Annotated in this window: 18 protein-coding genes; 11 read left to right on the forward strand and 7 right to left on the reverse strand. The window is 67.0% G+C overall.

Going from position 1 to position 18,294, the window contains the following annotated elements; translation table 11 throughout:
• Positions 1–26: 26 nt before the first annotated feature.
• Both IU452_RS18205 and IU452_RS18210 read right to left on the reverse strand, forming a co-directional pair.
• Positions 27–728 (reverse strand): PAS and ANTAR domain-containing protein, encoded by a 702-nt coding sequence (locus IU452_RS18205; RefSeq protein WP_324192692.1) that lies wholly within the window; start codon positions 726–728, stop codon positions 27–29.
• A 77-nt stretch (positions 729–805) separates the two neighbouring features.
• Positions 806–1,306, reverse strand: coding sequence for a MerR family transcriptional regulator (locus IU452_RS18210; RefSeq protein ID WP_195110288.1), 501 nt, complete (start codon positions 1,304–1,306; stop codon positions 806–808).
• Positions 1,307–1,425: 119 nt separating this feature from the next.
• Between IU452_RS18210 and IU452_RS18215 the strand changes: the two genes are divergently transcribed.
• On the forward strand, positions 1,426–1,626 hold the full coding sequence (locus IU452_RS18215) for a hypothetical protein (RefSeq protein ID WP_195110289.1): 201 nt from the start codon (positions 1,426–1,428) through the stop codon (positions 1,624–1,626).
• 2 nt (positions 1,627–1,628) lie between these two features.
• Here the strand turns inward: IU452_RS18215 and IU452_RS18220 are convergent, their stop codons facing one another.
• Positions 1,629–2,120, reverse strand: a complete 492-nt coding sequence (locus tag IU452_RS18220; protein WP_195110290.1) for a SixA phosphatase family protein — start codon at positions 2,118–2,120, stop codon at positions 1,629–1,631.
• Positions 2,121–2,308: 188 nt separating this feature from the next.
• Between IU452_RS18220 and IU452_RS18225 the strand changes: the two genes are divergently transcribed.
• Positions 2,309–3,976, forward strand: coding sequence for an FAD-dependent oxidoreductase (locus IU452_RS18225; protein ID WP_195110291.1), 1,668 nt, complete (start codon positions 2,309–2,311; stop codon positions 3,974–3,976).
• Between the two features lie 111 nt (positions 3,977–4,087).
• Here the strand turns inward: IU452_RS18225 and IU452_RS18230 are convergent, their stop codons facing one another.
• Positions 4,088–4,861, reverse strand: coding sequence for an acyl-[acyl-carrier-protein] thioesterase (locus IU452_RS18230; RefSeq protein WP_195110292.1), 774 nt, complete (start codon positions 4,859–4,861; stop codon positions 4,088–4,090).
• A gap of 210 nt (positions 4,862–5,071) precedes the next feature.
• Between IU452_RS18230 and IU452_RS18235 the strand changes: the two genes are divergently transcribed.
• The 3 genes from IU452_RS18235 to IU452_RS18245 are packed head-to-tail and all read left to right on the forward strand — an operon-like array spanning position 5,072 to position 10,073.
• The gene (locus IU452_RS18235) at positions 5,072–6,919 is read left to right on the forward strand and encodes a serine/threonine-protein kinase (RefSeq protein WP_195110293.1); all 1,848 of its coding nucleotides are present in this window, start codon (positions 5,072–5,074) and stop codon (positions 6,917–6,919) included.
• A complete protein-coding gene (locus IU452_RS18240) occupies positions 6,919–8,862 on the forward strand; it encodes a serine/threonine-protein kinase (protein ID WP_195110294.1) in 1,944 nt (647 codons plus the stop codon). The genes IU452_RS18235 and IU452_RS18240 overlap by 1 nt, the downstream gene beginning before the upstream one ends.
• Before the next feature lie 44 nt (positions 8,863–8,906).
• The gene (locus IU452_RS18245; protein ID WP_195110295.1) at positions 8,907–10,073 is read left to right on the forward strand and encodes a DUF7373 family lipoprotein; all 1,167 of its coding nucleotides are present in this window, start codon (positions 8,907–8,909) and stop codon (positions 10,071–10,073) included.
• 3 nt (positions 10,074–10,076) lie between these two features.
• Here IU452_RS18245 and IU452_RS18250 read toward each other — a convergent pair whose 3' ends face one another.
• Both IU452_RS18250 and IU452_RS18255 read right to left on the reverse strand, forming a co-directional pair.
• Positions 10,077–11,321: a transglycosylase SLT domain-containing protein gene (locus IU452_RS18250; protein WP_195110296.1), complete on the reverse strand. Its 1,245-nt coding sequence runs from the start codon at positions 11,319–11,321 to the stop codon at positions 10,077–10,079.
• Entirely contained in the window at positions 11,318–11,623 is a 306-nt protein-coding gene (locus tag IU452_RS18255) for a type VII secretion target (protein WP_195110297.1), read from the reverse strand. Before IU452_RS18255 ends, IU452_RS18250 begins: the two co-directional genes overlap by 4 nt.
• A 119-nt stretch (positions 11,624–11,742) precedes the next feature.
• On the opposite strand from IU452_RS18255, the gene IU452_RS18260 reads away from it, so the two are divergent.
• The 3 genes from IU452_RS18260 to IU452_RS18270 all read left to right on the forward strand — a co-directional run bounded on the left by IU452_RS18260 (position 11,743) and on the right by IU452_RS18270 (position 15,016).
• Positions 11,743–12,717 carry an NADPH:quinone oxidoreductase family protein gene (locus tag IU452_RS18260; protein WP_195110298.1) on the forward strand — a complete coding sequence of 325 codons (975 nt, stop codon included), beginning with the start codon at positions 11,743–11,745 and terminating at the stop codon, positions 12,715–12,717.
• A gap of 166 nt (positions 12,718–12,883) precedes the next feature.
• Complete coding sequence (locus IU452_RS18265) at positions 12,884–13,870, forward strand: phosphotransferase (RefSeq protein ID WP_195110299.1); 987 nt, start codon at positions 12,884–12,886, stop codon at positions 13,868–13,870.
• Positions 13,871–13,894: 24 nt separating this feature from the next.
• Positions 13,895–15,016, forward strand: coding sequence for a winged helix DNA-binding domain-containing protein (locus IU452_RS18270; protein ID WP_195110300.1), 1,122 nt, complete (start codon positions 13,895–13,897; stop codon positions 15,014–15,016).
• A gap of 53 nt (positions 15,017–15,069) precedes the next feature.
• Here the strand turns inward: IU452_RS18270 and IU452_RS18275 are convergent, their stop codons facing one another.
• Positions 15,070–15,591: an Lrp/AsnC family transcriptional regulator gene (locus IU452_RS18275; RefSeq protein WP_195110301.1), complete on the reverse strand. Its 522-nt coding sequence runs from the start codon at positions 15,589–15,591 to the stop codon at positions 15,070–15,072.
• 137 nt (positions 15,592–15,728) lie between these two features.
• On the opposite strand from IU452_RS18275, the gene hppD reads away from it, so the two are divergent.
• The 3 genes from hppD to IU452_RS18290 all read left to right on the forward strand — a co-directional run bounded on the left by hppD (position 15,729) and on the right by IU452_RS18290 (position 18,242).
• Positions 15,729–16,931: a 4-hydroxyphenylpyruvate dioxygenase gene (gene hppD, locus IU452_RS18280; RefSeq protein WP_195110302.1), complete on the forward strand. Its 1,203-nt coding sequence runs from the start codon at positions 15,729–15,731 to the stop codon at positions 16,929–16,931.
• 235 nt (positions 16,932–17,166) lie between these two features.
• Positions 17,167–17,700, forward strand: a complete 534-nt coding sequence (locus tag IU452_RS18285; protein ID WP_195110303.1) for a DUF3558 domain-containing protein — start codon at positions 17,167–17,169, stop codon at positions 17,698–17,700.
• A gap of 8 nt (positions 17,701–17,708) precedes the next feature.
• Positions 17,709–18,242, forward strand: coding sequence for a DUF3558 domain-containing protein (locus tag IU452_RS18290; RefSeq protein ID WP_195110304.1), 534 nt, complete (start codon positions 17,709–17,711; stop codon positions 18,240–18,242).
• The last annotated feature ends 52 nt before the right edge of the window (positions 18,243–18,294 follow it).

The following is an 18,294-nucleotide window of genomic DNA, read 5'->3' on the forward strand; positions in this document are numbered from 1 at the left end:
GTAAAAGATTACGGGCGACCCGTGGACTACGCCCGTTTCACCTGGTCGCCGTTGCCCGGCTCGGTGGGTATCCGCTCGTGCACGGTCAGCAGCAGGTGGTCGAAGCGGCTCTGCACCGTCGGTGGGGCGGGCGGCAGGGAGTCCAGTTCGGCGATCAGCCGCGCCGCCAGGGCGCGGAGTTTCGTATTGGTCTCCTGGGAGCGCCAGCGTAGGATCCGGAAGGCCTGATCGGCATTGATCCGGTAGATCCGCATCAGCACCCCCTTGGCCTGTTCGATGACGGCGCGCGCCTCGAACAGTTCGGGCAGGGTCTCGTCGAGGATCTCCTGGCGTTCTTCGGCCAGGGTGTCGGTGACGTCGATGTAGTAGCCGGAGGTCCCCACCACCGCGCCGGATTCGTCGAACATCCGGTCGGCGACCACGATCACGTTGTGGATGGTGCCGTTGGTATCGATGAAGCGGTGTCGGCTGGAGAACGACTCACCGGAGTGCAGGGCGTAGTCGAGGAGGTCCTGGACGTGGGCCCGGTCGGCGGGATGTTTGTGCGACAGCAGTAGTTCGGTGGTGGGTACCACCGAGCCCGGCTCGTAGCCGTGCATCCGCGCCAGCTCGTCTGACCATTCCCAGCGTTGACCGACGAACCAGAAGCGGAATGCGCCGACGTCAGGACGGTTTTCGCCGTCGCGGGCGTCCTGGTCGGCGTCTGGTGTCTCTGCGGGCCCCTGCACTACTGGAGTATCCCACTCGCGCAAAGTCGTTAGGAGCCGAGGCATCAAAATTCGGGGTCGAGCATTGACTTTCGGCACTACCGGGTGGTAGGTGCTAGCAGTCCTGGTTCGGGATCGCCAGCCCGGATTTCCGGTGCCGGAGTCGTTTCGCTCGGAATGCCTTGCAGCGCGGCGGTTCTCGCTTCGTAGAGGGTGATCTTGCGGTCCAGGACGGTCAGGGTCTGCTGCAGTTCCTCGATGCGGTCCAGGACCTCCGCGCGGGTCTTGCGGAACATCTCGAGCCGCTGCGGCGTGGTGGCGTCACCGGCGCGCACCAATTCGGCGTAGTGCAGCATGTCGGCCACCGACATGCCGGTGCAGCGCAACTTGCCGATCAGATCCAGCCAGTTCAGATCGCGGTCGCTGAAGCGGCGCTTGCCCGCGGCGTCGCGGCCGACGTAGTTCATCAGCCCGATCCGCTCGTACCAGCGCAGCGTGTCCCGGCTGAGCCCGGACTTCTCGGCCACCTCGCCGATCGAATAGCGGGGTCGCTCGTAGAGGTCCTGGTCACCGTCGGTATCCGAGATGGTCACACTCATCGGTTTCGCCCCTTCCGCCACAACTTCTCCCACCGTACCCACCTGGAGTGCACTCCAAGCAAGCCCGATCGGCGGAAAACGGCCGGGCCGTGCGGCCGCGGCGGGCCTACTCTGAATGCATGGCCAAAGAGATCGATCGGCTCAGGGCGCGTTCGGCCCTGGAGACGGTCAAGGAAAGCCCGGTGATCGCCGCCATCGCAGCGGTTCCGGTCCTCATCGTGCTGGGCGTCGTCTGGTGGCTGACCAACTGGTTCGTGGCGCTACTGGTCCTGGTCCTGCTCGGCGTCGTCGTGGTCGTCCGCGGCCGCCTCGTGCGGTAGGACTAGCGCGGTACGTGGAACCGGACCAGGTCGCCGGTGCCCGGGTCCGCGTCCGCCCACGGTCGGTCGAATTCCAGCACGGCCAGTGCCGAGGTGGGGAATTTGCGGCTGAGCTGTTCGGCCGGTGCCGAACCGCGGTTGGCCGCCAATTCCCAGGCGGTCCACGGCATCCCGGGGGCGTGCCCGATCAGCAGCAGCGTGTCCACGTCGGCGTCGGTGAGCTGGATCAGCTCGATCAGGGTGCGCGGGGACGCCTCGTAGATCGACGGCTCGAACACCACCGGCGCGGTGATGCCGGTCGCGGTCAGCGTCTCGCGGGTGCGAACCGCGGTCGAGCAGCGCACCGCGTCGATGGGCGGCTGCGTCGCGCGTAACCAGTCGCCGGCCAGCCCGGCCTCGCGGCGGCCGCGCGGTGCGAGCGGGCGCTCATGGTCGGCCACGCCCTCCGGATAACCGGATTTGCCGTGCCGCATCAGGATCAGGGTGCGCACCATGGGCACTACGGTAAGCCGCCGCCCGGCCCGACTCGTCGCTGCGGCGCGCCCCCATATCGGAGACGCAGCTCACTCTCGAGGCACACTGAAGGAGGCGTCACATCATCGGCTCGCGGGTCATGGCTGTGACGCATGCCCTGTCCCACCGGGGTGGGGTATCCCCGTGATGTTTCGAGGATCTGCGAGATATGGCCTACGTGATCACGCAGCGTTGTTGCAACGACGCCAGCTGCGTACCCGAGTGCCCGGTCGATTGCATTCGTCCCACTCCCGAGCAACCCGAGTTCGCGACGACCGAACAGCTCTACATCGACCCCGACACCTGCATCGACTGCGGTGCGTGTGTGGATGCCTGCCCGGTGGAGGCCATCTTCTCCGAGGACGATCTCACGGCTTCCCTGGCGCGGTTCCGCGATATCAACGCCACGTATTTCGAGCGGCACCCGCTGGAGTCGAACTTCGATCCGCTGGTCACCCCGGCCCGCCCGCCCAAGGAACTGGGCACCCTGCGGGTGGCGATCGTCGGCGCCGGCCCGGCCGCCTGCTATGCGGCCGACGAACTGCTGCGGCGCGCCGATGTGGAGGTGGAGATGTTCGACCGGCTGCCCACCCCGTGGGGGCTGGTCCGCGCCGGTGTCGCGCCCGATCATCCGGGGACCAAGACGGTGTCGAACATGTTCGAGAGCGCCTTCCGGCGCGACACCCTGCAGTACCACCTGAATGTCGAGGTCGGTAAGCATATTTCGCACGAGGAGCTGCTGGCCCACCATCACGCCGTGATCTATGCGGTGGGCGCCTCGACCGACCGGCGGCTGGGGGTGCCGGGGGAGGATCTGCCCGGCAGTCACTCCGCGACCGAGTTCGTGGCCTGGTACAACGGGCATCCGGACTATGCGGAGCGCACCTTCGACCTGTCGGGCGAGCGGGCGGTGATCGTCGGCAACGGCAATGTCGCCCTCGACGTGGCGCGCGTGCTGACCCTGGATCCGGACGAGCTGGCCAAGACCGATATCGCCGACTATGCCCTGGACGCCTTGCGCCAGAGCGCTATTCGTGAGGTCGTGGTCCTGGGGCGGCGCGGGCCGCTGCAGGCGGCGTACACCTCGCCGGAGTTCCTCGCGCTGGGCTATCTGCGGGGGGTCGACGTCGTGATCGATCCGGCCGAACTGGAGTTGGATCCGGAAAGCCGTGCGCTGCTGGACGATCCGGAGGTCGAGCCGTCGCTGCAGTTGAAATACCAGCTGGCCCGGGAGTATGCGGCCCAGGCGCCGAATCCGGGCAACAAGCGCATCGTGTTCCGCTATCTGGCCTCGCCGGCCGAGCTCACCGGTGGCGATCGGGTCGAGGGCGTCCGGTACGTGCACAACGAGCTGGTCTCGGAGAACGGCTCGCTGGTGGCGCGGGCGACCGACCGCACCGAGACGATCCCGGCCTCGCTGGTGCTGCGGTCCATCGGCTATCGGGGTCAGCCGGTCCCGGACCTGCCTTTCGACGAACGCACCGGCATCGTCCCGAACGAGGGCGGCCGCGTGGTCTCCGACGGCAATCCCCTCACAGGCGTCTACGTGACGGGCTGGATCAAGCGCGGCCCCCGCGGCGTGATCGGCTCCAACCGCACCGACGCCGCCGAAACCGTAGACCACGTCCTGGTCGACTTCACCTCCGGCAAACTCACCGCCCCCCAGGGCGACCGCACCGACCTGAAATCCCTCCTGACCCAACGCCAGCCGGACCTGGTAGACCGCGAGGGCTGGAAGGCGATCGACACCGCCGAACGCACCGCCGGCCGCTCCAGCGGCCGCCCCCGCGTCAAATACACCACCCGAGAAGACCTCCTCAAAGCCTCCCGCCCCTAACCCCAGCCGCACCCCGTACCTCCACCAGCCCAGCCGCACCCCTTGCTCGCATCCGCACCCTCTGCAGGGCCTGGAAGGGGTGCGGCTGTATGCGCGGGGTGCGGATGCGGGTCAGTTCGGCAGTGGGCCGATTCGGACTGCCGTCGTGGTGGTGCCGCCTACCACGAACCACAGGCGCAGCACGGGATGTCCGGTGCGATCACCCGGCTCGTAGCGGCTGCGCACGCTGATGTGCTGGCGCGCCAACACCGGGGCGATATATTCGATGACCGCGCGATGCGGGGCCGCCACCAGCTTCGGGAAGTCGACCAGGTAGTGCTCCACGGCCTGCCAGTAGGCGGCATTGTTGACGTGGTTGTACTGGTCGATGTCGGTGGCGCGCACGGGGAACGGCAGATCGGTGTCCGACTCGGCCGGGGTGGCGTCGGTCAGCCAGGGCCGCCAGCGCAGTCGTTGCTCGGTGGCGGTGCGGGCCAGATGCGCCAAACCCTCGTCGCTGATGCGGGTGGGCCGGTTGGTCGACTCGTTGATATTGATCCAGAAGCCCTCGGTCTCGATCAGACCGCCGTTCTCGCTGGTGATCCGCACCCGCATATTGGTCCAGCGGGTGGACATCGCCGAACACCACCGGCGCAACTCCACGCGGTCCGGCCACTGGATCGGCCGCACCACATCGATCACCGTGCGGCGGACGATCCAGCTCGGATCGGTGCGATGGAAGAATCCGGCGTGCAATTCCTCTTCCGCGATGTCCTGGAGATAGCGGGCCACGGCGTCGAACCGCAGCCGGTTGTACGGATCCACATCACCAGCCCGGACGGGCCACGCCGAGGCAAAGCCCATGCCCTCCTGGGGAAGCGGGGCGAGTGGCTGATCGAGTGACACTGGTGCTCCTCGCGCTGCACGGTGTGCTGCGTTCTCGTGCGTGCTGTTGTCACTGACTTTACGGGGCGTACGTCACACTGTGACGTCCAGTCGCCTCTACTCACCCGTAGTGAATGCCCGATTTGCCCGATCGCAACGGCCTCTCCCGAGCTGCGCTCACGGCCCTGTCGGTACTATCCCCCCGATGAGGTAGCGAGGGGAGGGACCACGGTGAAGCCGCTGGGGCCGCACGATCCGCATTGGGCGGGACGCCACCGGCTGATCGCGGTAATCGGCCAGGGCGCCATGGGGCGAGTACTACTCGGGCGCGCACCCGACGGCCGACTGGTCGCGGTGAAGATGATCCACCGCCATCTGGCCCAGAACCCCGAATTCCGAGCCCGGTTCCGCCTGGAAGTCCAAGCCTCGCAACGGGTGACCGGCGCCTATACGGCCGCCGTCATGGACGCCGACCCGGACGCCACCGATCCGTGGCTGGCCTCGATCTACGTACCCGGCCCGTCGCTGCGCGAGGCGGTGGACGGCTTCGGTCCGATTCCGCTCGGTGGGCTGCGGCTGCTCACCGCGGGCTTGGCGTCCGCTCTGCTGGAAATACACCGCGCGGGCATGATTCACCGCGACCTCAAACCGAGCAACGTGTTGCTCTCGGCCGGGGGCCCCCGCGTCATCGACTTCGGCATCGCCCGGGCGCTGGCCGCCGAGACCCAGCTGACCAGCGCCGGATCGCTGATCGGCTCCCCGGCCTTCATGTCACCCGAGCAGGCCGAGGGCCGCGAACTCACGACGGCCAGTGACGTTTTCGCCGTCGGCGCGATGCTGGTGCTGGCCGCGACCGGGCAGAGCCCATTCCTCGGCGCATCGACCCCGCAGACGCTCTACAACATCGTGCACAGCCGACCCGACACCTCCGGCGTCCCGGCGGTGCTGCGGCCGGTGGTCGATGCGTGTCTGTCCAAGCACCCTGCCTACCGGCCGACGCCGGTGCAGGTGTTGGAGTCGGTGGGGTCGATCTCGGCGCGTGCGGGGTGGCCCGCAGGCATTCAGTGGCGGATCGAGGACGGCCGGGCAGAGGCCGAGCGCTGCGTCCGGACCGACGGCCGCCCTCCCGAACTGCGCGCCCGCCGTCCGATTCGATGGATAGCGGCCGGCGCGGCGGCCGTCGCGGCTGCCGGTGGTGCGGCGGCGGTCGTGCTGACGAATGGCGGATCGGCCACCCCACCCGACCCGTTGGCGAACCGGACACTGTCGATGTCCGACGACCAATTGCGCCGGGTCGACACCTGCAAGCTGCTCGGCACCGACGTCGTCGGGTCGTTGGGGCAGCCGGTCCGGCCCGATTTCACGAACTCGTCGGTGTGCACGACGAAATTCGTCACCCCGGACGGGAAGCAACCGACGATGACCGTCGGCGTCGGGACCTCGGTCGCGTCCGCGAAGCCGACCTCGGACACCCTCGTCGGCAGCCCCGTGCTCGACACCACGACCGATCCCCGCTCGTGCGGACGGGCGATCCTGGCCCGCGAACATCCGAGGCTCGGTATCGACCTGAAAATCACCGATGCGGACGGTGATTCGTGCGAGTTGGCGATGGCGGGGCTGAAAAGCGTTGTCACCCGGTTGGTTACCGACCCTCCGGCCGCCGCGCTGCCCGGCCGCTCGGTCGTGGCCGCCGACCCGTGCGCCTCGGCCGACCCTGCCGCCGTCGCACAGGCGGTAGGTCCGGGAATTCAACCGACACAGACCGACATCCACACCTGCCGGTGGCAGGGGCCCGCACTGAGCATGCAGATCCGGATGATCGAGGCGAAACGCGTGGACACCGATCCCGAATACGAACTGTTCAGCCTCGGCGACGAGCTACAGCTGCTGCCGCACGACGGGGCTCGGCGGGTCGAATCCGACGGCACCTGCGCGAGCTATCTGACGGTGCAACCCACGGTCGCGGATCGCGCGGAAATGGCCGTCGTCACCGCACATCCGACCGGCCCCGCCGTCGGCAACGCCTGTGACATCAACAACGCGGTACTCACCACGGTCGTCAAGCGATTGGTGCTGTGATGGTCACACGATTGGCACCCGGCGACCCCTCTCGCATCGGACGGTACCGCGTGCTGGGGCAGCTCGGCGCGGGCGGAATGGGCCGCGTCCTCCTCGGCGTGGGACCGGACGGCCGCCTCGTCGCCATCAAGCAGGTGCACCCCCATCTGGTCGAGGAGACGGACTTCCTGCCGCGTTTTCGGCGCGAGGTGCAGACCTCGGCACGCGTCTCCGGCGCTTTCACCGCGGCGGTGGTCGATTCCGATGTCGACTCCGAATCGCCCTGGCTGGCCTCGGTTTTCGTGCCCGGATTGCCACTCGACCGCGCGGTGGAGCTGTCCGGCCCGCTCGCGCCCGGCCAGATCCGGACCCTCGCGGTCGGACTGGCCGCCGCACTGCAGGCAATTCACGGTGTCGGACTCATCCACCGAGATCTCAAGCCCGCCAACGTGATTCTCGCCGACGACGGTCCCAGAGTCATCGACTTCGGGATCGCCCGCGCCGTCGACGAACGCTCCGACCTGACCCACACCGGCTCGATCATCGGATCTCCGGCGTTCATGTCCCCGGAGCAGGCGCAGTCCGAACCCCTGACCCCGGCCAGCGACATCTTCTCACTCGGCGCGGTGCTCGCGATGGCGGCACTCGGCAAGAGTCCCTTCGCGGGCGGATCGATGCCTCTCACGCTGTACAACATCGTCCACACCGAACCAGACCTGAGCGGTCTGCCACCCGAGATCCGGGAGTTGGTCGAGCCGTGCTTGCACAAGGACCCGCATGCGCGTCCGACACCGGAACAGATCCTCGACTTCGTGGGACCGCTACCGCCGCGGCCCCGACCCTGGTCGGCCGCAATACATTCCGCGATCGCCGAGCAGTCACGGGAATTGGCGGCGCTGGTCTCGGACCCGGAGGCCACCCAGATTGCGGGTGTCGACGAGACGACCACGTCGCGACCGCTGGCCCTCGACTTCGAGGAGCGGCTGCTGCGGATCGCGGCCGCCTCCGAGGCAGACCGCGCCGATCGCCGTCGAAAGCGCTTCCTGGCAGTGGTTTCGGCTGCCGTCGTGATCCTCGTCGGAGCCCTGGTTGCGGGAGTCTCCGCCCTGTCCGGGGAGGGCGATAACGCTGCCACCGTGGCGAATCCGCTCGCCGGTCTCAACCTCACGAAGCTGCGCTCACTCGACGCGTGCGCACTGATGCGGCAGCCACTGGATCCATCGCTGGGGCCGTGGGCACGCCCGCCGACGTTGCCCGAATGGGGCACCTGCCAGGGCGAAGCCGGAGGCCATCAGTTCGAATTGGCTGTGAAGCGGATCGATGGGTATCGGGACACCGGCCGGACGGTGGACGGTGTCCCGATCTTCGAGGACATGGCAGCCGGAAACGACTCGTGCACACTGGCATTGCTGCCCGCGAAGACCGACCCGCAGTTCGGTATCACTCTCCGGGCGCAGGGTTCATCCGGCAAGGGAGTTGCCTGCGGCCACGCCAACAAGGCAATCACTCAACTCGCCCAACGGCTCTCGGCCGGGCCGCCGATGTTGCCTGATATCCGGCACTCGCTGGCCAGGCAGGACCCGTGCTCGCTGGTGGATAACATTACTACGAAGCTGAAAATCGGCGACAAAGTTCCGGGGCGGCCAGATCAGTTGCACTCTTGCAAATGGGTGGGTGGCAACACTGTAGTCGTTTTGCTGTCGCACGGAGCGTTACCGCAAAAGCTACCCAAGCCGATACCGATAGACATCGATCCTGCCCGCGTGGTTTATGTAGACGAGCAGGAATTGAATTCTACGTCGTGCACACGTCAGGCGCCGTACCGGATTCTCGACGACGGAACTGCTGAGCTGGTGACCGTTCGGGTGGACAACATGTTGAATCAGGCACTGCCCGGGATCAGATGCGTAAGCGCGCAATCGATCTTGTCATACATCATGCAGAATTTACCCGAGGTGAAATAATGGTGCTTCGGCGACGTTCATCGGCCGTTATAGGGGCTATTGCTGTGGCGACCGTGCTCCTGGCAGGTTGCTCATCCACGACGGCCGGTAATGGCCAGCCGGCCGAGATCGACGTGCGGACTCTCGAGACGGGCAACTTTCCGACCACCACTCCCCGATTGGAAACCCGACTCGACCGGACGGGGTATCTGAGGCTCGAGGCCGCTCGGATGGCTGCGGCGGTTCGTAGTCCCTATCTGGTCGATGCCAAGTATTCCGTGGGTGCTTCGGCCAGCACACACGTCGATTCGCGTTCGGTAGCACAATATCTGGACGTTTCTGCGGTGCCGATACTCACCAAGTACGGCTTCATAGTCGGGTTCTCCACCGCCTCCGCTGATGATGTCATGCCGCTCGACAAAGCCACGCGCAACACGCACGGGCGGGAAGGATTGGCCGTTACCGTACTCCGCTTTCCCGATGTGGCCTCGGCCAAGTCTGCTGCGATCGAGATCGATGGTGCGGATTTCGCTGCCCACTCGGAGAACGTGGCGGTTCGGCTGCCGAACTACCCGGGTTCCGTAGCTCATTGGCGGCCATCTGTCCCGACGTTGGGAAGTACTACCGCGCATGGGATTTACGTAGTAAGTATCCTGGCGGATTCTCGAGCGCCAGATTTGAGCAGGCTGGTCGAGATAACCCAGCATTATCTTGACGTGGAGCTGCCTGAACTGGACCGCTTCCTACCGACGCCGGTGGACATGTTGGAGGATCTGCCACGCGACCCTGACCGCCTTCTGGCTCGTACGCTACATAATTCAGGTGTCGTCCCACCACCTGATGGGCAAGGGGAGGTGGTGTACAGCCTGCCCGGCTATCTGAACTATATTCTCGATCAGGCCGGGCGGTACCCGGTACTGGAACGTGCAGGCGTGGACCGCGTCTCGGTAACCCCGACGGTTTTCGTCTTCCGTACCCGAGATGCCTCGGCCGCAGAGCGATTCGTCGGGGACTCGACCGCGCTGGGCGATCCAGCGACCCACTCGCCGGTGGATCCTCCAGAAGGGGTTCCAAGTTCTGTCTGTGTCCGAGACTTGACGGCCAGGGATGAGGGCGAATTCAGGTGCTTCGTCGCTTACGGACGGTATGCCGCGCTGGTTCTGGGGCACCGGTTGTGGGAGACCCAGCAGCGGGCAGCGGCTCAATATGCCTTGCTGGCCAATAGCCTCTGACCGTCAGTAACCCACGTACGGTTTGCCCTGTGCAACGGCCGCGACACCTGGCACATCCTGCAACGAGCCATACCGGTCGATCGCGTACCGGGTGGCGGCCACGATGTTGTCGACGGGGTTATAGATGTTGCGATGGCCATCAACGGCGTAGGAGTTGAATGTGCTGTCGATGGTCTGCATCAGTCCTTTCGACGAATGTCCAGCAGCCCAGTTGCTGTCCCATTTGTTTTCGATCAGTGGGTTGCCGGACGATTCGTGCTTGATGATCGTGGCGATCGCGTTCTCATCGATCATCTCAGGCGGATAGCCCATCTCGATCAGAATCCGCTTGGCCTCCGCAATCCACTGTGCGACATCGCCACTCGGCATCTCCTGCGGCGGTCCGCCACTGACCGGCCCGGAGAACGAGGTGCCGCCCGCGAAACTCGAGGCACCGCTCCCGCCGCCGTAGGACCCGCCGCCACCGCCTGCGCTGTAGTAACTGCTGGACCCACCCGAAGATGTCCCCCCACTCATGAGCTGCGACGCCCCTGCCCCATTCGACACCGGTGCCCCGGCAACCGGAACCTCCGGCGCGGCAACGGAACTGGGGGCGGTCGACGCCGGAGCCGGTGTCACCCCGCCCGCCCCGGTCACCGGATCGCCCATCCGGTTGTACGCCTGATCGACCTTCGCCTTCGCCTCGCCGACGGCTTTGGTCGCCGCCTCCGCGACGATCTCGGCCTGCTTCAGCGCATTGGTGATCGCGCTCTGGTGCTGGGCGGCTTTCAGATCCTCTTCGAGGCTCTTCGTCTGGACCTCGAGGGGATTCAGTGCGGGCGGGCTGTTCGGGTCGCTGGATGTGCCCTGGTTGTCCCAGTAGGCCTTTCGCGCCGTCGCCGTGACCACTCCGTTGTCGGCGACCTCGAATCCCTCGGTCGGCGGCGTCTGGTCCGAACCCGGATGCAGCGCCCGATTCCGTGCGTCGAGCACGGCCTGCCTGGCGTTGGTCAGGTTGTCGACCTGATCGGTCAGGGCCTTCTGCAGCGCGACCAGTGCCTGGCTCACCTCGGAGGCGCGCAGCTTCTCCACGGTCATGCGATCTTCGGCGGCCTTGGCGGCCTTACCTTCCCACCCGATTGTCGCCACACTGGTGACGCCTCCGGCGATGGCCGTGTCCAGGTCGGCGAACAGTTTCCCGACGGACGCACCGGCGGTGGCCAGTTGGGCCGGATCCCATTTCTCGACGTCGGAGATCGTGAGGGTCATTGGCGCAACCCGACCTTCGCGAGATCATCGGCGAACTGCTCGTCGGTCTGGATGAAAACCTTGCCCGCCTGCTCGATGCTGTCGGCCAGCGTCGTGAGCCGATCGCCGATGCGGCGCAACGCCTTGTCGACCGAATCCTTGGCCTGCTGGCACGTGGCGTCCCACGTGGTTCCGGGCAGCGCGGTGGCCGCATTCGCCAAGCCGGAGTTCAGTTTTGCGACGGTGCCCGCTTCGTCGCGGAGATTCTTCGCGAAGGTCACGAGCGTCCCCGGCTCGAGACGCACGGCGGGTGTGTCACCCATGAGTCCCCCTCATTTGCTCTCTTCAGCGGGCCCAAGCCTAACAAACGCGGCACCTGTGGACACCCGGTCGCGAAGAGCGGTTAACTTAGGCGCACAGCCCCGGACAGAGAGGTCGATATATGCGTGCAGCCCAGGTGAGCAAGCTCGAGGGACCGGAAGCCATCGAGATCGTCGATATTCCGGAGCCCGCGTCGCAGGCGGGTGCAGTGGTCATCGATGTGCATGCGGCGGGGGTGGCATTTCCGGATGTGCTGATGACGCGGGGGCTGTATCAGATGAAGCCCGAGTTGCCGTTCGTCGTGGGCGGCGAGGTGGCCGGGATCGTGCGCGAGGCACCCGAGGACGCGCATGTGCGGCCGGGTGATCGGGTGCTGGCGTTGACGCTGCTCGGCAATGCCATGGCCGAGGTGGCGGTGGCTCCCGTGCAGATGGTGTTCCGGCTGCCGGACAACATCTCCCTGGAGGCGGGCGCGGGCATCCTGTTCAACGACCTGACCGTGCATTTCTGCCTGCGCAACCGCGGTCGGCTCGCCGCGGGGGAGACCGTGCTGGTGCACGGTGCCGCGGGCGGTATCGGCACCTCGACGCTGCGGATGGCCGGCGCGCTCGGGGCGGGCCGGGTGATCGCCGTGGTGAGCACCGAGGAGAAGGCGGCGGTGGCACGGGCGAACGGCGCGACCAATGTGGTGCTCACCGACGGGTGGCTGGCTGCGGTCAAGGAACTGACCGGCGGGCGGGGCGTGGACATCGTGCTCGACCCGGTCGGCGGTGATCGTTTCACCGACAGCATTCGCTCGCTCGCCTCGGCGGGACGGCTGCTGGTGGTCGGCTTCACCGCGGGGGAGATCCCCATCGTCAAGGTGAATCGCCTGCTGCTGAAGAACGTCGAAGTGGTCGGCGCGGCCTGGGGCGAGTGGGTGCTGACGCATCCCGGCTACCTGCAGGAACAGTGGGCGGAGGTGGAACCGCTGCTGGCCGCGGGCAAGATCGCGCCCCCGCAGCCGGTGGTCTACCCGCTCGAGCAGGCCGCCGCGGCGGTCGCCTCCCTCGACAACCGGACGGCCACCGGCAAGGTCGTGGTCACCCTCCGCTGAACCCGTGCACCCACCGGTCGCAGGGACCTGGCAGCCGCACCCCGTGTACGCATCCGCACCCCTCGCAAGGCCCTGCAAAGGGTGCGGATGTCAGTAAGGGGTGCGGCTGTCTGCCAGGGCGAAAAGGCGGCGAGCACTGTCGGTGGCTCCGCATATGCTGCGACTCGTGCTGACTCCGCCCGCCGACCTACCGGACGACACCGTTGCCGCCGCCCTGCGCCACTGGGGCATCGAGCCCGTCTCGCTGGAGTATCGGCCGGTCGGTTTCGGCAGCCACCACTGGGCGGTGGCCGACCGCCGCGGCGAGCGCCGGTTCGTGACCGTCGACGAACTGGATCTGCGCCGCAAATCGCTCGATGATTCCCACACAGCTGCTTTCGAACGATTGTGCGCGGCCCTCACTACCGCTCGTGCACTGCGGGAGGCGGGGCTGGACTTCGTCGTCGCACCGATTCGTGGCCGCGACGGCACAGTCCTGGCACGGATCGGCGACCGCTTCGCACTGGCCTGCTACCCCCATCTCGAGGGGACGAGCTACGACTTCGGCACCTATCGGGACGAGGACCACCGCCGCGCGGTCTTCGACATGATCGTCGCGGTGCACACCACCCCAGGGTGCGAGCACGCGCAAGCCGACGATTTTGTTATCGCCCACCGGGACGAACTCACCCTCGCCCTCGCCGACAACCAGGTTCCGGACGCCGGGCCGTATGCCGCCCCGATGCGAGACCTCCTGCACGAGAAAGCGACCGCGATCCGTGCGGAACTGGCCCGATACGACGAACTCGCCGAACTCGCGCGCGCCGAACCGGAACGCGCGGTGCTCACCCACGGCGAACCGCATCCGGCCAATACGATGCGCATCGCCGAGGGCTGGCGGCTCATCGACTGGGATACCGCCCTGATCGCGCCCCCGGAACGCGATCTGTGGGACCTCGACCCCGATGACGGCTCGCTGCTGACCGCTTACGCGCAGGCGACCGGCACGACCCTGCGCCCCGAGCTGCTCGAGTTGTACCGCCGCCGTTGGGATCTCGCCGACGTGGCCGAATACGTCCACCGCTTCCGCCACCCGCACACCGGCTCCGAGGACGATGTCGAATCCTGGAAAGGGTTGCGACAGATCGTCTCCGACCTCGCCGACCGGACCTGACCCGCTCCACCCGAAAGGCCGCCCATGACCGCCGATCTCGTGCCCAACAGAGTGCTCAACCGCACCCTGCTGGCCCGCCAGCATCTGCTGCACCGCACCACGCTGTCGGTCGCCGAGATGTGCGAGCATCTGATCGGCCTGCAGGCACAGGACGTGCCGCCGCCGTTCGTCGGGTTGTGGAGTCGCATAGCCGATTTCGAGCCCGGCACCGTGTCCTCGGGCCTGACCGACCGCTCGCTGGTGCGAATCACGTTGATGCGAGGCACCATTCACATGGTCACGCCCGCGGACGCGCTGCGCATCGCCCCGCATATCCAGCCGGAGCTGGAAAAGGTCCCGTTCCGCAAGGGTTTCAACTACGGTGCCATGGTCGGCCTCGACCCGGAGGAGGTACGACGCCGCGGCGAACAGGTGCTGGGCGACGAGCCGATGCCCGCGGCCGAGCTGCGGGCGCGGGCGGCCGAGCTGTATCCCGACCGGGATCCGGGCGCGGTCGTGCAGACCTGGCTCTACCAACTGCCGGTCCTGCAGACCCCGCCGCGCGGGCTGTGGAAGAACAACAGCCGACCGGTGTGGTCGCGCATCGAACCGTGGCTGGGCGCCCCGCTCGACCCGTCGTATCCCCTGGAAGAGTTGGTGATTCGCTATCTGCGCGCCTTCGGCCCGGCCACCACGATGGACGTGCAGACCTGGTCGAAACTACTCGGCATCAAGGAGGCGATGGCGCGGCTCGGCGACCGCGTCCGCACCTACACCGATGAGCGCGGCCGCACCCTCTACGACGCCGCCGACGCCGAACTCGCCGATCCGGACCAGCCCGCGCCCGTGCGCTATCTGGGCTGGTACGACAACATCGTACTGTCGCACCAGGACCGCAGCCGGATCGTGCCCGACGCCGCCGCGCCTCCGCTGCAGTACCTGGCCACCCAGGTCTCGCCCATCCTGGTCGACGGCTATCTGTCCGGCATCTACAAGATCTTCACCGATCGCACCCGCGCCCGGCTGCGCATCGTCCCCGGACGCACGTGGTCGGCCGCCGAGCGCAAGGACGTGGAAGCGGAAGGCCTTGCACTGCTGGGCTTTCTGGAGGCCGACCGGGAGCCGAGCATCGAAATCCTGGCACCCGGCCAAAAGCTCGCCGGGTGACGAAGGGTGACCTCGCCGGGTGACGAAGGGCGACCTCGCCGGGTGACGACGGCTCAGGACCCCGCGTTGCGGTAGGCGGGGGCCTTGCTCGTCCCGGCCGGGGTCAGGGTGCGCAGCAGGGGCAGCGCGCGGTGCGCGACCACCGTCGACAGCACGATCACGCTGTGCGACCGCACCACCGCGGCGCTGCGGTCGATGCTCAGCAGCACCGTCTGCAGCCCGGCATGCGAGTCGGCGCCGATCCGGCACAGCACATCCCCCGATCCGGTGGTCGCGTACGCTTCCAGCACGCCGGGGATCGACTCCAGGTCCGCGGCGACCGCCTCCAGCGCGCCCTGGGCGATCTCCAAGGTCACGAAGGCTTGCACATCGAAGCCGGCCGCGGTGACATCGATGTGCGGATCATAGGAGGCGATGACCCCCGATTCCTCCATGCGGGCGATCCGCGACTGCACCGTCGCGCGGGCCACCCGGGTGCGACGGGACAGTTCGAGAATGCCCGCCTTCTGGTACTCGTGCATGGCCGTCAGGATCGCCAGGTCCAGTTCGTCAAGCTTCGCGGCAGTGCGCCCCATTGGTCCTCTTCCTCAGCTCGCGGTGATCTATTCAAATTGTCCAGCACACGGCCCGACTTGGTGACGTAATTCACCACGGTGTCTATCGAATTTCGGCGATATTGCTCAGTCTTGCGGTCCGGCGATTACCTAGGTGCATGACTACCGAGCACCTTCCCAGGGACACCCGGTCCGCAGCGCCCAGCGACGATGACCTGCGCCGCCTCGTCGGCCTGGTCGACCACGACCCGGACAGCGATCCGTTCCCGGTCATCGGGTGGGACGCGCTGGTGTGGGTGGTCGGCAATGCCACCCAGTTCGCGCACTATCTGGAGTCGGCCTTCGGGATGCGGTTGGAGGCCTACGCCGGTCCCGAGACCGGCAATCGCGATCACAAGTCCTTCGTGCTGCGCAGCGGAAGTGCGCGATTCGTGGTCAAGGGTGCCGTGGATCCCGAGAGCCCGCTGGTGACCCACCACGACCGGCACGGTGACGGCATCGTCGACATCGCGCTCGAGGTTCCCGATGTCGACAAGTGCGTCGAGTGGGCGCGCACCCACGGCGCCACCGTTCTGGTCGAACCCCACGACGAGACCGATGAGTTCGGCACGGTTCGATCGGCCGCGCTGGCCACCTACGGCGAGACCCGGCACACGCTGGTCGACCGGTCCCGCTACGAAGGCCCCTATCTGCCGGGCTACATCTTCAGGCGCTCCACCTACGTGCCCCGCGAGGGTGCGCCGAAGCGGCTCTTCCAGGCGATCGACCACGTGGTCGGCAATGTCGAGCTCGGCAAGATGGACGAGTGGGTGGAGTTCTACCGCAACGTCATGGGCTTCCAGAACATGGCCGAATTCGTCGGTGACGACATCGCCACCGAGTACTCGGCGCTGATGAGCAAGGTCGTCGCCAACGGCAACCATCGCGTGAAGTTCCCCCTCAACGAACCGGCGGTGGGGCGCAAGAAGTCTCAGATCGACGAGTACCTCGAGTTCTATCGCGGCCCGGGCGTGCAGCACATCGCCCTGGCCACCGGCGACATCCTCACCACCGTCGACGCGCTGCGCCGTGAGGGCATCGAATTCCTCGCCACCCCCGACGCCTACTACGAGGACCCCGAACTGCGTGCCCGCATCGGCCACGTCCGCGTCCCGGTGGAGGAACTGCAGTCCCGCGGCATCCTGGTCGACCGCGACGAGGACGGCTACCTTCTCCAGATCTTCTGCCGCCCCCTCACCGACCGTCCCACCGTCTTCTTCGAACTCATCGAACGCCACGGCTCCCTAGGCTTCGGCAAGGGCAACTTCAAGGCCCTCTTCCAAGCTATCGAACGCGAACAAGAGGCCCGCGGCAACCTCTGACTCTCCCCAAAAACATGGGAGGGCCAGGGTGTTGATGGCTCTGTGAGGGCTGAGTCGTCGATAGCCCCGGCGGCTCAGCCCGCGGTAGCCTCGGCGGCTCAGCTCTCGATAGCCCCGGCGGCCCAGCTCTTGAATGCCCGGCGGCTCAGCTCTCGAATGCCCCCGGCATGCTTTTGGCCGGGGGCTTCGTTTGCGTGGCCGGAATGGGTGGGCGGATCACAGTAGAGTGCGGGTTATGCGGAGGATCTCGGCGGCTGTTGTCACGGGGGTGGCGATGGCAGCGCTGTTGACGGCGTGTGGGGGCGGTGGGGAGTCGGATGATGGTGCGACGCCGGTGCGGCCGCCGATGAAGGTGGCGGCGCTGGGGCCATTCGTGGGCGAGTGCGGGCATGTCACCGATGACGAGGTGCGTGACCTGGGGGGCCTGGCGCAGATCTCGCATGTCTACAAGAACTCGGTGGGGTGCAATTGGCAGGGCGGCGGAATCGACGGTCCGTCGGTGACTTTCGCGTCCTACCGCGGCAGCCCGATCGAGCGGGAGCGCGCCTGGGTCACGGCGCAGGGGCGCAATCCGGAGACCATCGACGTCGGCGGCAAGACCGGGTTCCAAGCCGTGGATCTGATGTCGGGCATCTGCGATCTGGCGGTCCAACTCGGCGACGACTTCTTCGAGTGGTCGACCTACGGGGGTGCGTTCGGGCAGCCGAGCCCGACCCCGTGCGACAAGAATCGCAAACTGGCCGAGCTGACGGTGCAGCGATTGAAATGAGGCGCGCAATGGGAGCACGAGCCGCGGTCACGGCGTTCGTCGCGTTCGCCGTCCTGGCCACGACCGCAGGATGCGGACGCACCGTGTCCGGCACCGCCGAGCCCGCCGGCGGCAGCGGCGTGAACATGAACTTCGACAAGCTGCTGCGCGAGTGCGAGGTGGTGTCGCAGCCCGAGATCGCCAAGGCCACCGGCGCGCAGGAGGTCATGGGCTCCTTCAACGGCGCGGTGTGCATGTGGAATCTCGTCGGCGCGCCCGGCGGCGACGCCATGGCCACGCTGAACTGGTACGAGATGGGTACCCTGACCACCGAGAAACAGAACAACGACAGGCTGGGTTACATCACCACCGACGCCAATGTGCAGGGGCGGCGCTCGATCCAGGTACAACGGCCCAACGACCCCGACTCCTGCGGCGTGATGGCACCGGCGGCCGACACCGGCATCATCGGCTGGTGGGTCAACTATCGGCCCGGCGCACACCCGAATCCGTGCGATCCGGCCAAGAAACTGGCAGAGTTGACTCTGAACCTTGCCCGCTAGATCGCATATCTTCGCCCGTGCGCGCGTACCACGGGGCACCCGCTTTTGCCCC

The sequence above is a fragment of the Nocardia transvalensis genome (genome assembly GCF_015477765.1).
GTDB lineage: Bacteria > Actinomycetota > Actinomycetes > Mycobacteriales > Mycobacteriaceae > Nocardia > Nocardia transvalensis_A.

What these genes read in the sequence shown, in the direction of transcription:
- IU452_RS18250 (WP_195110296.1), bottom strand. Translation starts at nt 11,321, where the DNA reads ATGACCCTCACGATCTCCGACGTCGAGAAATGGGATCCGGCCCAACTG.
- IU452_RS18225 (WP_195110291.1), top strand. Translation starts at nt 2,309, where the DNA reads ATGGCCTACGTGATCACGCAGCGTTGTTGCAACGACGCCAGCTGCGTA.
- IU452_RS18220 (WP_195110290.1), bottom strand. Translation starts at nt 2,120, where the DNA reads ATGGTGCGCACCCTGATCCTGATGCGGCACGGCAAATCCGGTTATCCG.
- IU452_RS18275 (WP_195110301.1), bottom strand. Translation starts at nt 15,591, where the DNA reads ATGGGGCGCACTGCCGCGAAGCTTGACGAACTGGACCTGGCGATCCTG.
- IU452_RS18255 (WP_195110297.1), bottom strand. Translation starts at nt 11,623, where the DNA reads ATGGGTGACACACCCGCCGTGCGTCTCGAGCCGGGGACGCTCGTGACC.
- IU452_RS18240 (WP_195110294.1), top strand. Translation starts at nt 6,919, where the DNA reads ATGGTCACACGATTGGCACCCGGCGACCCCTCTCGCATCGGACGGTAC.
- IU452_RS18260 (WP_195110298.1), top strand. Translation starts at nt 11,743, where the DNA reads ATGCGTGCAGCCCAGGTGAGCAAGCTCGAGGGACCGGAAGCCATCGAG.
- IU452_RS18290 (WP_195110304.1), top strand. Translation starts at nt 17,709, where the DNA reads ATGGGAGCACGAGCCGCGGTCACGGCGTTCGTCGCGTTCGCCGTCCTG.
- IU452_RS18210 (WP_195110288.1), bottom strand. Translation starts at nt 1,306, where the DNA reads ATGAGTGTGACCATCTCGGATACCGACGGTGACCAGGACCTCTACGAG.
- hppD (WP_195110302.1), top strand. Translation starts at nt 15,729, where the DNA reads ATGACTACCGAGCACCTTCCCAGGGACACCCGGTCCGCAGCGCCCAGC.
- IU452_RS18270 (WP_195110300.1), top strand. Translation starts at nt 13,895, where the DNA reads ATGACCGCCGATCTCGTGCCCAACAGAGTGCTCAACCGCACCCTGCTG.
- IU452_RS18285 (WP_195110303.1), top strand. Translation starts at nt 17,167, where the DNA reads ATGCGGAGGATCTCGGCGGCTGTTGTCACGGGGGTGGCGATGGCAGCG.
- IU452_RS18215 (WP_195110289.1), top strand. Translation starts at nt 1,426, where the DNA reads ATGGCCAAAGAGATCGATCGGCTCAGGGCGCGTTCGGCCCTGGAGACG.